This is a genomic window from Colwellia psychrerythraea (genome assembly GCF_000764185.1).
In the GTDB taxonomy this organism is placed as follows: domain Bacteria; phylum Pseudomonadota; class Gammaproteobacteria; order Enterobacterales; family Alteromonadaceae; genus Colwellia; species Colwellia psychrerythraea_B.
The window spans coordinates 61,896-78,691 of record NZ_JQEC01000029.1 but is presented as its reverse complement, the minus strand read 5'-3'; the positions used below and the strand labels follow the sequence as shown (position 1 = coordinate 78,691).

At 38.0% G+C, this 16,796-nt stretch carries 8 protein-coding genes; all 8 read left to right on the top strand.

Annotation, left to right across the window (positions count from 1 at the left end):
• The first annotated feature begins 42 nt into the window (after positions 1-42).
• Entirely contained in the window at positions 43-2,142 is a 2,100-nt protein-coding gene (locus tag GAB14E_RS11365) for a DUF1302 domain-containing protein (RefSeq protein WP_033082410.1), read from the top strand.
• A gap of 26 nt (positions 2,143-2,168) precedes the next feature.
• The gene (locus GAB14E_RS11370; protein WP_033082473.1) at positions 2,169-3,530 is read left to right on the top strand and encodes a DUF1329 domain-containing protein; all 1,362 of its coding nucleotides are present in this window, start codon (positions 2,169-2,171) and stop codon (positions 3,528-3,530) included.
• Positions 3,531-3,693: 163 nt separating this feature from the next.
• Positions 3,694-4,728, top strand: coding sequence for a WD40/YVTN/BNR-like repeat-containing protein (locus GAB14E_RS11375; RefSeq protein WP_033082409.1), 1,035 nt, complete (start codon positions 3,694-3,696; stop codon positions 4,726-4,728).
• A gap of 68 nt (positions 4,729-4,796) precedes the next feature.
• Entirely contained in the window at positions 4,797-7,115 is a 2,319-nt protein-coding gene (locus GAB14E_RS11380; RefSeq protein ID WP_033082408.1) for an efflux RND transporter permease subunit, read from the top strand.
• A 504-nt stretch (positions 7,116-7,619) separates the two neighbouring features.
• A complete protein-coding gene (locus tag GAB14E_RS11385; RefSeq protein ID WP_033082407.1) occupies positions 7,620-12,485 on the top strand; it encodes an NAD-glutamate dehydrogenase in 4,866 nt (1,621 codons plus the stop codon).
• Between the two features lie 134 nt (positions 12,486-12,619).
• Positions 12,620-13,630 (top strand): quinone-dependent dihydroorotate dehydrogenase, encoded by a 1,011-nt coding sequence (gene pyrD / locus GAB14E_RS11390; protein WP_033082406.1) that lies wholly within the window; start codon positions 12,620-12,622, stop codon positions 13,628-13,630.
• Between the two features lie 171 nt (positions 13,631-13,801).
• Positions 13,802-15,214 (top strand): sigma-54-dependent transcriptional regulator, encoded by a 1,413-nt coding sequence (locus GAB14E_RS11395; RefSeq protein ID WP_033082405.1) that lies wholly within the window; start codon positions 13,802-13,804, stop codon positions 15,212-15,214.
• Between the two features lie 10 nt (positions 15,215-15,224).
• Positions 15,225-16,640 carry a sensor histidine kinase gene (locus GAB14E_RS0123005; protein ID WP_052093683.1) on the top strand — a complete coding sequence of 472 codons (1,416 nt, stop codon included), beginning with the start codon at positions 15,225-15,227 and terminating at the stop codon, positions 16,638-16,640.
• Positions 16,641-16,796: the final 156 nt, after the last annotated feature.

Genomic DNA, 16,796 nt, shown 5'->3' with positions numbered 1-16,796 from the left:
TTTTATCTTTTAGTATCATGTTTTGCACAGGGGAGAGAATAGATGAAAAACAAGCCTCAACATGGCTTTGCCAAAAAACCTTTAGCCGTAGGTATTGCTGCTGCACTTTCACTGTCAGTATTAACTTCAATGGTTAATACTGCTCAAGCAGCAAGATGGGAGCTAGGTGATGTAGAGATCAGTTTTGACTCTACTTTTAGCATTGGCTCAAGCTGGCGTACAGAAGATAGAAACTGGAATGACAATGTAGGTAAGTCAAATAACGCTAATAATGGCCTAGATTTTAGTAACTATAATATTTTCTCTCCAGCAATACCGAAAGAAGATGTTTGGGCTCAAGGTAAAGGTGGTTATTCTACCAACGGTGATAACGGCAACTTAAACTACAATGCCGGTGAAAGTTTTTCTAAAATATTTAAAGGCGTGCATGAATTAGATATCAAATATCAAAACGTCGGTGTTTTTGTTCGTGGTATGTATTTTTATGATTACGCTATGATGGATGAAGATAGAGACTGGTCAAATCCTATCACAGGTAATGTTTTCGATCCTTGTCGAGACGGCGAAGCGAAAGAGCAAGTCTGTCAAGATGTACGTTTACTTGATGCGTATATTTACGGTGATTTTGAATTGGGTAATATGCCTTTTTCAGTACGTTTAGGTGATCAAGTCATTAGCTGGGGCGAAAGTACGTTAATTTCTCACGGTATTAGTGAGATTAATCCGGTAGATGTTGCGCGTTTGCGTGCACCAGGTGCAGAAGTAAAAGAAGCCTTTATTCCCTTTGGCGCTTTATGGGCATCTCTTGGTGTTACTGATAATTTTAACGTAGAAATGTTTTATCAATACAGCTGGGAAAAAACAATTTTACCACCACCAGGTAGCTACTTTTCTACCAATGACTTTGCTGGTGACGGTGGCCAATACAATAACGTTCAGTTAGGTTTTGGTGGTAATCCGGATATGAATTTAGATTATTTAATCTCAGGCTTAAATGATATTGGTAATATGGTTCGAGCAGCTGCAGCAACTGGAGATCCGGTAGCGCTTGCTGCTGCTCAAGCACAAGCTGGTTCAATGTACTCTGCTTATGCTGGTAATGTTACGTTAAGAGCACCAGGCGCTAAAGCAGAAAATGATCCTAAAGATGGTGGTCAATATGGTTTGCGTTTATCTTGGTTTGTCCCAGAGTTAAATGATACTGAATTTAGCTTGTACCATGTAAATTATCATAGCCGCCGTCCAATTTTTTCAGGAGTCACTGCGAATTTTGGTGCAGAAACTATCGGGGGAGATGTAGCATATTTAGCTGGTAATGAAATCACTGAAGATAATTATAATGAATTGCAAAGTTTCTCACGTGTAGAGCTTGATTATCCTGAAGATATTAAAATGTATGCGTTAAGTTTTAATACCACTTTAGGTACGACTGCTTTTGCCGGCGAAGTAAGCTATCGTCAAGATGAACCACTACAAATTGATGATGTTGAGTTGCTTTTTGCTGCAGTACCACAGCAGCTTGCTAATACAGGTAGCCCAGCATACGCTGCATTAGACGGTGTTTCACAAATGGTGCAAGCTGACGGTACGTCGTACCAGCCAGGCCAAACAGCACAAGGCTATATTTTATCTGATACCGTACAAGCGCAAATGACACTTACACATTTATTTGGTCCAACCTTTGGTGCTAGCCAATTAGTCGGCCTTGTTGAAGTAGGTGGTATCAATATTAATGATATGCCAGAGCAAAGTGAGTTACGTTTAAATGGTCCAGGTACCGCGCGAAGTGGTAGTACTAGTGGCCTTATGCAGGTCTTGCAAGGTGGTACTGAAACTAACCCATTCCCAACAGAATTTGCGTGGGGTTATCGCGCTGTTGCTAAGTTGGATTATACCAACGTTGTTGCTGGTATTAATATGTCGCCACGTATTGTCTTTTCACACGATGTCAGCGGTATTACGCCAGATCCATTATTTCTGTTTATTGAAGACAGGAAAGCTGTGTCTTTAGGCATCAATTTTGATTATCAAAGTCGCTGGTCAGCTGATTTAAACTATAACAGTTTCTTCGGCGGTGTTGGCACAACTAATAAAATGGAAGATCGAGATTATGTATCTTTCAGCGTAAGTTATTCAATCTAATTAAGGCAGAAATCATGAGAAATAACATGAATAAAGTCACTTTATTATCATTGACCATCTCTATGGTCTTATCGACAGGTGCTTTGGCTAAAATACCTGCCGATGAAGCAGCAAAATTATCATCAGAACTAACACCAATGGGTGCTACTCGTGCAGCCAATAAAGATGGCTCAATTCCTGAGTGGACAGGGGGTATTACTAAACTACCTGCAGGGTATACTGTTGGCGAACACCATGTTGACCCTTACCCTAATGATAAAATTAAATTTACCATTACAGCTAAAAACGTCGCCGATTACAAAGCGTTGTTAACCCCAGGACAAGTTAAGTTGTTTGAAACTTATCCTGATACGTACAAAATGAATATTTACCAAACACGCCGTAGTGCCTCTTATCCTGAGCATGTTTATCAGGCAGTTAAAGGTAATGCCACACGTTCAGAGCTAGTTGAAGGTGGCAATGGTATTAAGCAGGCCGCGGTTGGTATTCCTTTCCCTGTGCCGGCAACTGGCTTAGAGGCCATTTGGAATCACACGCTACGTTATCGTGGTGAAAGTGTTAGTCGTTCAGGCGGGCAAGCAGCACCTACTGCATCAGGTAATTATACTTATGTAGGTTTAACTGAAACATTATTATTACCTTATAATGTTAAAGGTGCCTCTGCAGATGAACTAGAAAAAACAAATATTTTGTTTAAGTTTAAACAAAAAGTTACTGAACCTGCACGTTTAGCGGGTACTGCGCTATTAGTACATGAAACGATGGATCAAGTTAAAACACCTCGTCAAGCATGGACCTACAACACAGGTCAACGTCGTGTTCGTCGTGCACCTAATGTTGCTTATGATGCACCAGGAACAGCGGCAGATGGGTTAAGAACAACAGATGATTTTGATATGTATAATGGTGCACCAAACCGTTATAACTGGACATTAAAAGGCAAGCAAGAATTACTGATCCCTTATAATGACTACCGTCTGCATAGCGATAAAGTTTCTTATGATGAGATTTTACAACCAGGCCATATCAACCCAGATCTTGTACGTTATGAAAAACATCGTGTTTGGGTAGTTGAAGCTAACCTTAAAGAAAATACCCGTCATATTTATAAAAAACGTGTTTTTTATATTGATGAAGATAGCTGGCAAATCTCGGTAACTGATATTTACGATAATCGTGATGAGTTATATCGTGTTGCTGTTGCCCATGCTATTAATTATTATGAAGTACCGACACTTTGGTCAACGCTTGATGTGTATCATGATATTCAATCACGTCGCTACTTAGCCATCGGCTTAGATAACGAAACGAAAATGTATGATTTTTCGAAGAAGCTAAACGAGCGAGATTTCACTCCCGCAGCGCTTAGACGAGAAGGTCGTAGATAATCAGTAATAAGGAACGGCTGACATATGTTAGCCGTTTTTTTTAGTACTAAACTTAGTGTTAATGGTGTTTGGTTAATTGTGTTTTTTTAAGTTAAATTAAGTTATACATTTGTTCTATATTACTATTTTGATTTTTTAGAAAACTTTAAGATAATGAGGTTTTATGCGTTTATTCGTTGTTTTTGTAGTTATATTTTTTATTTCCCTTCCCCCCGCTCATGCAGACAATGAAACTGCTTCAAGAGCAAACATAGTGCCAGCAACTGAATCCGCTTTAGCAAGCAAATCATTGTTATTGGATATATCTCCCGTTGGACCAAATAAAGTCGTAGCAGTAGGGCAGCACGGCCATATTTTACTTTCATCAGATGGTGATAATTGGCAACAAGCCAATGTACCAGTCCGTTCTACTTTAACCAGCGTTTATTTTTTAAATGATCAATTAGGTTGGGCCGTTGGTCATGATGCTACAATATTGCACAGTAGCGATGGTGGCTTAAACTGGAAAATACAACAATATTTACCCGCATTAGAAAAACCACTACTCGATATTTATTTTAAGGATGCTCAGCAGGGCGTTGCTGTTGGCTCTTATGGTCAAGTATTTCGCAGTGAAGATGGCGGCGCAACTTGGCACAGTGAGTTTCATCAAGAGCTTTTACCGCAGGACGACCTTGAGTACATTAATGAGCTCAAAACTGAAGATGAGGAAGCTTATCTCGATGAAATCGCTTTCATCTTGCCGCATTTTAATAGCCTAGTACCAGATGGCAACACCTTGTACTTGTTAGGTGAGATGGGCTTGCTCGCTAAAAGTATTGATTTTGGACTCACTTGGCAACAATTTGATAGCTTTTATCAAGGCTCTTTTTTTTCTATGGGTAAAACACAAAAGGGTAATTTATTAGCTGCGGGTCTCCGCGGTCATATTTTTCTAAGTTTGAATAATGGTCTCAACTGGCAGGAAGTTGCTACTAACACAACAGCCTTACTCAATGATATTGTCTTTACTAATGATGAACGTATCTTTGTTTTAGGCAATAACGGCATGTTACTTATCAGCACAGATGAAGGTGAAAGCTTTATGCAAAGACCTCAACAGGACGGTAAAGCTCTAATCGCAGGGATATGGTTTAAAAGCAAGTTATTAGCAGTGTCTGATGTGGGTATAAAGGTACTGAGTTTACCTAAAGGCTAAAAACTAAGACCAATCGTATAAAAACAATTGAATCAATAAAAGATAACAAAGTTCGGAATGATATAACTATGAAAATTTCCCTGGCTAGTCGTGTTGAAGTAGGCCTATTTCGTCATAAACTCTTGGTGTTAATGCTTTTTGTATTCACTAGTGCATTTTTTCTATTTCAAGCGACACAAATTAGACTTGATGCTTCTTTCACTAAAAATATTCCACTAAATCATAGTTACATGAAGACCTATTTGAAACATAGGGCTAACTTTGGTGGTGCAAATAATATCCTTATTTCCGTATGTGATAGTAGTGGAGATATTTTTAACCCAGAATTTTTTAACGCCTTAAAGGGGGTACACGATAAATTATTCTTCATCCCTGGTGTAGATAGAATTCAAGTCAAATCGTTATTTTCACCAAGTACCCGTTTTGTTGAGGTGGTTGAAGATGGTTTTGCTGGCGGGCCAGTTATTCCTGCTGATTTTCAGCCAACATCACAAGGGCTTGCGGTAGTTAAAAGTAATATTGAAAAAGCGGGTATTGTCGGCAGTATTGTTGCCGATGATTACAGTTGCGCTATGGTAAAGGCCGCTTTATTAGATATAAACCCACAAACTGGCAAAAAGTTAGATACGCTAGATATTGCAGAAAAGCTTGAAAATGAAGTCCGTCAAGAGTTTGAACAGGCGAATATCAGTGTTCATATTATTGGCTTTGCTAAGATGGTGGGGGATGTTGCCGAAGGCGCAAAAGGCGTAGTGCTATTTTTTGCTCTTGCTATCGCTATTACCGCTGTAATGGTTTACATCTTCAGCCATTCAATCCGCTTAACCGTACTACCAATTCTATGCTCATTAGTTGCCGTTGTGTGGCAAATGGGCATGCTGTCTAGCCTTGGTTTTGGCCTTGACCCTATGTCTATATTGATCCCGTTTTTAGTGTTTGCTATAGGTGTTAGCCATGGCGTACAAATGATAAACTCGGTGGTTAAAAAGGTTGCTGTAGGTCTCACACCTGCAGCTGCAGCACAAGCCAGTTTCCGTGCTTTATTGATACCAGGTGGTGTCGCGCTAGTCTCAGATACGGTTGGCTTTTTAACCTTATTATCTATTGATATCGGGATTATAAAAGAGTTAGCAATAACAGCATCAATTGGTGTGGCAATGATCATTCTAACCAACCTTATCTTACTGCCAATATTACTTTCTTATACAAAAATTAAAGTGAATGCGAAAGTGGGGCAATTAAGTCAAGAAAGTGTGGTCTGGACATTCATGGCAAGCTTCGCTACTAAGGGCCCTGCTAGAGTTATTTTGGTTTTTACTGCAGCTTTATTTGTTATAGGCTTTTATCAAGGCCAAGGTTTGAAAATAGGGGAGTTACATGCCGGTGCACCAGCTCTTCATGAATCCTCTCGCTATAACCAAGACACTTTTTTAATCACTGACAGGTATGCAATAAGTGTTGATTATATGTCAGTCATTATTGAAACAAAAGCTGATGCATGTACCTATTATGATGTTATGGAAACAATTGACAGGTTTCAGTGGCAAATGGAAAATGTAGCAGGTGTTCAATCTGCGGTAAGTTTAGCGTCAATATCTAAATTGGTTAATGCTGGTTATAACGAGGGTAATCCTAAATGGCGAGTTATTCCTCGCAACCAACAAACTTTGGTGCAATCAATCGCTCGAGTTCCTTCTTCTAGTGGTCTTTTAAATAACAATTGTAGTGTTATGCCAGTGATTCTATTTTTACAAGATCATAAAGCGCATACTATTGATACCGTGATAAATGCAGTAAAAGCTGCTGCGAAAGAGTTAGGCAATGACGAAATACAATTTAAACTTGCTTCTGGCCCTGTTGGCGTTATGGCGGCAACCAATGAAGCAGTAGCAGAAGCGCAACTACCAATGATGCTTTATGTTTATGGTGCTGTTATCGCATTGTGTCTTATCAGCTTTCGAAGCATAAGAGCAACCATGGTTGTGGTAATACCGCTTTATGTCGTTTCTACGTTAGCACAGTGGCTGATGACAGCGCTTGATATCGGGTTAACCGTATCTACTTTGCCTGTTATTGCTTTAGGGGTAGGTATTGGAGTTGATTATGGTATTTACATACTTTCGACCATGAGCACTAAGTTAAAAGAGGGCATGAACGTACATGATGCTTATCTTGCGGCTCTAAAAGAGAGAGGTAGTGCTGTACTCATCACTGGCTTAACGTTAGCGATAGGTGTTTCAACATGGTTTTTCTCTGATTTGAAATTCCAAGTCGATATGGGCATATTATTAACCTTTATGTTCCTGGTTAATATGTTAGCTGCGATCATAATCTTGCCTGCACTTTCAGCTTTTTTATGGTCAGACAAAAAAGATAGTAAAAAATAAGTGCAGTATTTTCCTATGGAAATATACTGCAGTAGCATTAAGTAGCAAAGTTGTAAAATAATTGTCTTTTAATTTTACACCTTTGCTAAGATCAACTTTAAAAACTAATTTTTATACCAAGCTGTATAAATGTTAGTTTTTTTTTAGTTTTTTTAGGGATAAATTAAAGAATTATCACCAAAAAAAATTGCATAAATAAACAATAAATAAGCTGATTAATCACTATCTATTTAGCATAACTGCATAAACATAGTTTACTGTAAAATAAAGTACTGCAATAGTGATCTACCTGTTGAAAATTAACTAACCAAAATACAAAAAAACACTCGCAATAGCCTAAGTTTATTCATAAAATCCTCCTAATAGTCTATTCTGATAGACAAAATATAAAAAAATAAAATATAAAGTGCGCTCTTCTGATCGATTAAATCAAAAGTGATAAACTTTATCAAAACCAAAAATCAATTATTCAAGCTTTCTTTTTAAAAGGAAAAGGAATCATACATGGCGTTAGTAAACGGTTCACCCTCGGTTATTCTAAGTAATGTTGCAAAACTTATTCAACAAAAAGTTGATGGTAAAACAGCTCCATTAGTAGAGCAGTTTGCCCAGCTACTTTATGGCAATATGTCATCATTAGACCTCGCACACCGCAATGATAGTGATATGTATGGTGCTGCGTTAAGCTTGTGGAGTTCACTTAATGAGCATAAAGATGATGCACCTGTTATCCATGTCTTTAATCCATCGGTAAGCAAGAATGGTTGGAAGTCTAACCATACTATTATTGAAGTGATTATTCAGGATATGCCATTTTTAGTGGATTCTATTCGTATCGCTTTAAATCGCTTAGGCTTATCACCACATTTGATGCTAAATGCTCCACTAAAAATAATTCGCGATAAAAATTTAGAAGTGACCGAGTTAGCATCTATTGTCGATGAGCAAGTCAAAGCGAGTTCAGAAGAAACCATATTTTTAATTGAAATTGATCGTCAATCTAGTGAAGCAGAGTTAAATACAATTAAAGGTACGTTACTTTCAGTGGTAGAAGATATTCGCTTAACCGTAAGTGATTGGCAGCCGATGTTATCTTGTTTAAAAACGGTGATTAGCGATGTTAAGAAAGCTAAATACCCTGGCACCAAGGCACATAAAGAAGACACGTTAAGCTTTTTAAATTGGTTAGCCGCTAATAACTTTACCTTAATGGGTTATCGCTCATATGACGTAAAAGCAGTTAAGGGTGATATTTCCTTAGAAGCGAATGTTGATTCAAGTCTTGGTCTGATGAAAAACTCCCCAGGCAACAAGTCACGCTTAGTTTCAAGTCTTAGCGAAACAGGCCGTGAAGTAGCTTTAGGTCAAAATCATCTTATTTTAACTAAAACTAACTCAAGTTCACGGGTTCATCGTCCAGCTCAACTTGATTACATTGGTGTTAAGCGTTTTGATGACAAAGGTACTGTTGTTGGTGAAGAGCGCTTTATTGGACTGTTCGGCTCTGCTTATTACACTAATAGCGCGTTAGACTTACCACTAATCAATTCTAAGGTTATGGCTGTATGTAAAGCCTCTCCTTTTGCAAAGGGCACTCATAATTACAAAACACTCATTAATATTTTAGAAACTTATCCAAGAGATGAAATCTTACAATCTTCGATAGATGAGCTATTACATAATGTTACGGGTATCTTGCAGATGCAGGAACGTGATTACACCGGTTTATTTGTTCGTCGTGATGCTTTTGATCGTTTCTATTCTTGTATGGTGTATGTACCAAGAGAGCGTTATAACACTAAACTACGTATGGAAACGCAAAAACTACTTCAAGAAGTATTTGAAAGTAGTGAAGAAGTTGAATTCACAACTTTCTTCTCAGAATCGGTTCATGCTAGGACCCATTACATTGTGCGAGTCAACTCAACTAAAGCAGATATAGACGTGAAAGAAATTGAAAAGAATTTAAATGAAGCGGCTCGTAACTGGGACGATAAATTAGAGAGCGCTTTAGGTGCTAACCGTGGTGAAGCAGCAGCGAAAGCACTCAGCCGTAAATATGTTAAATTCCCGCAAGCATATAAAGATGAAGTTTTACCTGGTTCGGCCATTGTAGATATCGAAAAGTTAGAGAATCTCAGTGCTGAAAATGATCTTGAAATGCTTTTTTATCAACCACTTGAAGAAAAGCCAAACAGCCGTTTTGTAAGATTAAAATTATTCCATACGGGCGAGCCTATTCACTTAAGTGATGTGTTGCCAATGCTTGAGAATTTTGGTCTACGTGTTATTGGTGAAAGCCCCTATGCAATTAAAACCTCAGACGGTGAAACAAGTTGGATACTAGACTTTTCTATGTACCTTACCGGAGAAGGCAAGTTTGATGTTTACAAAGTTAGAACACTTTTCCAAGATGCTTTTGCTAAAGTATGGCATGGCGATCTAGAAGATGATGGCTTTAACCGCCTTATTTTAGGAGCAGGTATTGAAGGACGTGCAGTTTCTATTTTACGTGCTTTTGCTAAGTATGAGCGCCAAATCGGTGGCCGTTTTAGTCAAAGTTATATCGAAAATACATTTTCACGTTACCCTGAAATTGCTGAATTACTGATTAAATTATTTACCTTACGCTTTGACCCTAAGAGTAAATCAACGCCTAGCGCGAAAGAGAAAGCAACCAATAAACTTTTAGCTGAAATCGAAAGTTCATTGGATAATGTTGCCAATTTAGATGATGACCGCATTATTAGACGTTTTGTCGAAATGATTAATGCGACTATCCGTACTAACTATTTCCAAGCAGATCCTGTTAAAGGTGATAAATCATATATTTCATTTAAAATACTTCCTGAGTTAATAAGTGAAATGCCTCAGCCAGTACCAAAATTTGAAATTTTTGTTTATTCTCCACAAATTGAAGGTGTACATTTACGTGGTGGTAAAGTTGCCCGTGGTGGCTTGCGCTGGTCAGACCGAAGCGAAGATTTCCGCACCGAAGTACTCGGCTTAGTAAAAGCACAACAAGTTAAAAATACAGTTATTGTACCTGTAGGTGCAAAAGGTGGCTTTGTTTGTAAACAGCTACCTAATGGTTCACGTCAGGAAATATTTGAAGCAGGTAAAGAGTGTTACCGTACCTTTATCCGCGCTTTATTAGATATCACAGATAACATTGTTGGTGGTGAAATTGTACCACCAAAAGATGTAGTACGTTTAGATGAAGATGATGCCTATTTAGTTGTTGCGGCTGATAAAGGTACCGCGACATTCTCAGATGTTGCCAATGCAATATCTGATGAATATAACTTCTGGTTAGGTGATGCATTCGCCTCAGGTGGTAGTGTTGGTTATGACCATAAAGCGATGGGTATTACTGCAAAAGGAGCTTGGGAGTCAGTAAAACGTCACTTCAGAGAAATGGATATCGATTGTCAAAGTACCGACTTCACCTGTATTGCCATTGGTGATATGGCCGGTGACGTATTTGGTAACGGTATGTTGTTATCGAAACATATACGTTTACAAGCTGCATTTAACCATATGCATATCTTCATTGACCCAAGTCCAGAAGCGGCAAGCTCTTACGTTGAACGCGAGCGTTTGTTTAACCTACCTGGTTGTACATGGGAAGATTACAATAAAGAGCTTATCTCAAAAGGTGGCGGTATTTTCAGTCGTCATGTTAAATCAATCAAATTGACAGCAGAAATCAAAAAAATGATTGGTACACAAAAGCAGAGCATGGCACCTACTGATTTGATGCAAGCTTTGTTAACCATGAAAGTCGATTTACTTTGGAATGGCGGTATCGGTACTTATGTTAAAGGCTCAAAAGAAACACACCTAGAAGTAGGTGACAGAGCTAACGATACCTTACGTATTAACGGTGCGGATTTACAAGCTAAAGTCGTTGGCGAAGGTGGTAACTTAGGTTTAACTCAATTAGGCCGTATTGAATATGCTGCCAATGGCGGCCGTATTAATACTGATGCTGTTGATAATGCTGGCGGTGTTGATTGTTCAGATAATGAAGTAAATATTAAAATATTACTTAATACTTTGGTGCAAAATGGTGATTTAACCGTCAAGCAACGTAATAAACTACTTCATGATATGACAGACGAAGTTGGCGATATTGTTATTGAAGATTGTTATCGTCAAACCCATTCATTATCTATAACTGCCATGCGCGGTGTTAACCAGCTTAAAGAGCAAGTACGTTTTATTCATGAGCTTGAGCGAGCAGGAAAATTAGACCGTGGTTTAGAATTTATCCCTGATGATGAAGAAATTGCTGACAGGCTAGCACAAGGTAAAGGTTTGACCCGTCCTGAGCTTTCAGTCTTGCTAGCTTATTGCAAGATGGTACTTAAAGATGATTTAGTGCATGTTGAAATAACTGACAATCCATACCATAACAGTTTATTGATTGAAGCTTTCCCTAGACAGTTACGCGAGAGATATCAAAGCGAAATGCAATTGCATCCACTGCGTGCCGAAATTATAGCAACCAAACTTGCTAACAAAATTGGTAATGATATGGGCTTTAACTTTGTTAATCGTATGCAAGAAGAAACGGGTGCCAGTATTGCTGAAATAGCTAACTGTTATACTATTGCTAGTGCTGTCTTTGAGCTAGGTGAATTTTGGCAACAAATTGAAGTGTTAGATAATCAGATATCTACCGCTATTCAAACTGAAATGTTGTTCCAATACCGTAGAACTGTACGTCGTGTAACTCGTTGGTTCTTACGTCATCGTAATAAGTCTCTGTCAATCGCTGAATCTATTGCTTTATATCAGCCTACATTTGCAATTATGTCTGAAAAGCTGTTTAGCTTTATGATCAGTGATGAAATTGAAGCCTTAGAGCGTGTTGCTACTGACCTAGTTGAATCAGGTGTCCCTAAAGTGATTGCGACTCGTCTTGCGCAGTTGAGCACTTTGTTCTCGACCATGGATATTGCTGAAGTTGCTCAGGAAAATAACTGTACGGTTGAACAAGCAGCAAGTTTATACTTTAAGCTGGGCGCTCGTTTAGAACTACATTGGTTCTTAGACCAAATTACTCGCCAACCAGTAGCAAACCATTGGCAAGCACTTGCTCGTGCATCATTTAGAGAAGAGTTAGATTGGCAACAACGTTCATTAACATCAGTGGTATTACGTTGTCAATGTGATGCTCAATTTGCTGATTTAGAACAGTTACTGACAGAGTGGATTGATACTAACGAACAACCACTTGAGCGCTGGAAGCATATCTTAGCTGACTTTAAAGTTGGCCAGTCTCATGACTTCGCCAAATTCTCAGTCGCATTACGTGAATTGATGTTATTAAGTTTAAACTGTCAACCTGTTTCAGCTAAATAGATGTCATTCTATCGGGTCAAATAAGTTTATTTTGATCAAACAGAGCTAGCATATTGTAATACTAGCCTTAACTGATAAAATCCTCGCCTAGCGGGGATTTTTTATTTTATTACTTTCAATCAAGTCGAGGCACTATGTTTTATCCAGCCATTCGTAAAATACTTTTTCAGTTTGACGCTGAAACCATCCATGAGTTGACTATCAAGGGCTTAAAAAGCACAGGAAAAACACCACTTAATGCTTTTTATAAGCAACAAGTACAGGACAAGCCTTTAACCGTTATGGGCATTACTTTTCCAAATCCCATTGGCTTAGCTGCTGGCCTTGATAAAAATGGTGAGTGTATTAATGCTTTTGCTGCTATGGGCTTTGGTTTTGTTGAAGTCGGCACAGTAACGCCACGCCCACAACCGGGTAATGATAAGCCACGTATCTTTAGATTGCCTGAAGCGAATGCGATTATCAATCGAATGGGTTTTAACAATAAGGGTGTTGATTACTTAGTCTCGCAAGTACAAGCGGCTAACTTTAAAGGTGTTTTAGGCATCAATATAGGTAAAAATAAAGACACACCAGAAGAAAGCGCTAAAGATGATTACCTGTACTGCATGCGTAAAGTTTATGATTTAGCGACTTATATTACCGTGAATATCTCATCACCCAATACCCCAGGTTTACGCTCATTGCAATATGGCGAAGCGTTAGATGAATTATTATCAGCTTTAAAAGCAGAGCAAAAAATATTAACGAATAAATACGGAAAGTATATACCGCTTGCCGTTAAAATTGCGCCAGATTTAAATGAGGATGAAGTTAAATCTATCGCTAAGTCTCTAATTGATAATGGTATTGATGGCGTTATTGCCACCAATACAACTTTATCTCGTGAAGGTGTTGAAGGACTTGAATTCGGCAGCGAACAGGGTGGTTTAAGCGGTCAACCGGTTAAAGAAAAAAGCACTCAGGTGATCAAGCTATTAAGCGAAGCACTTGATAATAAATTACCTATTATTGGTGTCGGTGGTATTGCATCAAGTGACGATGCTAATGAAAAATTAGCAGCAGGTGCAAGTCTAGTACAAGTGTATACTGGTTTTATTTATCAAGGACCGCCGTTAGTTAAAGAAATAGTAAACGGTTTATAACTATCCTTTGCGTTGTTGTATGGTTCAACTCATAGGTTAAAAGTACTCGTTGATAATTATTAATACGGTGCTTTTTTCTTTCTTTTGAACCATACAATCTAGAATGGAAAGTTATTTTTTACTGATTATGAAATAACTTTCCATGAGCATCAATAGCGATGAGTCAAACCAATGAGCAGTAAAAAAAATAGTATTCTAGTGATTGATGACCGAATTGATATTCGTCTTAGTTTAGTCTTGTTACTTGAAGATCATGGTTATACAGTCTTTGAAGCAGAAAACCCACAAGTCGCGCAGATGATGCTAAAAAATCATATTATTGATTTAGCATTGTTAGATATGAACTTCACTTTAGATACAACTTCAGGTGAAGAAGGACTCAATTTTCTTACTTGGTTTCAGACAAGTAATATGAATTTACCTATTATTGCTATGACTGCCTGGTCTAATGTTGATTTAGTGGTTAAAGCAATGAAACTTGGTGTTAGCGATTTCATTGAGAAGCCATGGAAAAATAGACAACTACTACACATTGTTGAACAGCAACTTTCACTGACAAGTTTACAGCAGCAAAATGCTAAACTAAAACAACAGCTAATAAATAAACCCAATAAAGCAATAAGTTATCAATGGCGATCGCCATGTATGATTAATTTACTCCAACAGATTAAAACGGTAGCAAATACAGATGTTAATATTTTGCTTACCGGTGATAATGGTACCGGTAAAAGTGACTTAGCGTTTTATATTCATCAACACTCAATGCGCAAAAGTGACAGCCTGATCAGTGTTAATATGGGGGCTATTGCTGAAAACTTATTTGAAAGTGAAATGTTTGGTCATACCAAAGGGGCTTTCACTGATGCAAAAGAATCACGTATTGGTCGTTTCGAGTTAGCAGATAATGGCAGTTTATTTCTTGATGAAATAGCAAACATACCTCTATCTCAACAAGCAAAATTATTAAGAGTGTTAGAAACGGGTGAATTTGAGGTACTCGGCTCAAGTAAAACTATTCAAAGTAATATCCGCCTGATTTCTGCCACCAATGGCAAGATTTCCTCACTTATTCATGATGATAAATTTAGGGAAGACCTTTATTACCGGTTAAATACTTTAGAATTTAATTTGCCTTCTTTAGCACAGCGAATTGATGATATTGTGCCGTTAGCACAATTTTTTATTGATAAATTTGTCACTAAATATAATTTAGAGAACTGTCTGCTTGTTGATGAAGCACAAAGTGCCTTATTGGCTTATCACTGGCCGGGCAATATTCGCGAATTAAGTCACTTAATTGAGCGCGCTGTGTTGTTATGTAAGCATCGAAAAATCACTGTGGATGATTTACCGCTTCGTACTAGCATTAAGCAACCTAGTGTTAAGAATCAATTAAACCCTGCAAATCAAGAAATTGTTGAGGATGATAAATTTCCTTTTATGACGCTAGAAAAAGCTGAACTGAATCTAATTAAGCAAGCCTTACTAAAGACAAATGATAATATCCCACAAGCCGCTATTTTATTAGGATTGACGAAATCTTCGATGTACAGACGATTAGAAAAGCATGACCTTAGTGTCTAACGTGTAACTGATGGCAAAATTATACGGTATTAAAGCTGGCTCATTAGAGCAGTATTTAAATCAGCACTTAATTTTGTTGATGCTACCACTGCTATTTTTGGTTTTTTTAGTAACTTGGCAGTTATCATGGCCGTGGTGGGGCATAGCTTTTAGCGAAGTACTGATACTTATTTACGTTTATCGTTTAACTAGTGCCATAAAAGCTAAAACATTAGAAAGCTTTCAGCGTGCTAGTTTACAACTCGATGCTATAGCCCAAGAAGATTATAAACTCTACGCCAGGGCATCGTTCAGCCAAGGGCAGGTGGCAAGCTTTCATCAACAATTAAATGAACTCAGTGCCGAGTTACAAGTTAAAAAATCTCGCTACGACCAGCATGTTTTTCTTGTCTATCAACTGATAGCTCAACTTGATGCACCTATTCTTGTCTTTAATGCCAAACAGCAGCTGACGTTTGCTAATGAGGCTTTCTATCAATTAAAAAAGCAGCCTTGGCAGTTGTTTCGTCATGCTTCTCCGCAGCTGATAGGTTTAACTAAGCAAGAAGGCCAATGGTGTTTTAAAGTAAGTGATGCGGAAACAAATAATGAATCTGAATGTTGGCAAATAAAGCAAAGTGAGTTTATTGATTCAGGTGAGCAGCATTTACTTTTGTTTTTTGTGGATATCCAGTCAGCGCTACGGGCCAGTCAACTCAATGCATGGCAACAAATTATTCGTGTGTTAGGGCATGAAATTCGAAATTCTTTAACCCCGGTTTCATCAATGGCAGAAAGTCTTGCGGATAAGGCCAGTAATGAACGTGATAAATTGGCACTAACCGTGATCACAGAGCGGTGTATGCATTTGCAAAGTTTTGTAGAACGTTATGCGTCAATATCAAAACAGTCCACCTTATATTATCAAACAATTTCGGTTAATGATTTTTTTGCCCCGCTTATGGCTTTATATAATACCGATTATAAACATGCATTCACTGTTCAGCTAGATAGCCGAGTAGAAACAATGATTGGCGATAACAGTTTTTTATCACAAGTATTTATTAATTTATTAAAAAATGCGAAAGAAGCGGCGGCTAGTCAAGCTTCTATCCAAATAAGCATTCAAACAGGCCTTCAAAAAAATAACCAACAAGTTAGTCGACAACATAATTTTACTGAAATGCTATTAATTGAGGTGATTGATGATGGTCATGGTTTTAGCAACTTAGCGAATCTTTTTGTACCCTTATACAGTACCAAAGAGCAGGGACAGGGTATCGGTTTAAGCTTTTGCCGAAATATTATTGAACAGCACCAGGGCAGTATAAGTATTGTTAACAATGTATCAAGTAAAGCCTCAACGAATACTTTAACTAGCGACTCAACAAAAAAAGTTAAGCAGGGCATTACTGTCGCTATTTATTTGCCTGTTAAGGCTGTGTAGCTTGGCTATTCAGTCGAGATTTAAACAGTTTTAGGTCGATAACAGGTGGATCTTTATTATTTATCGATATTTTAACGCTGATAATTGGATAAAGGAGAATATTGAGTAAATGCTGCTTATCCATAGTTCAGGTTAACTAAGCTATTAAAGTTATTC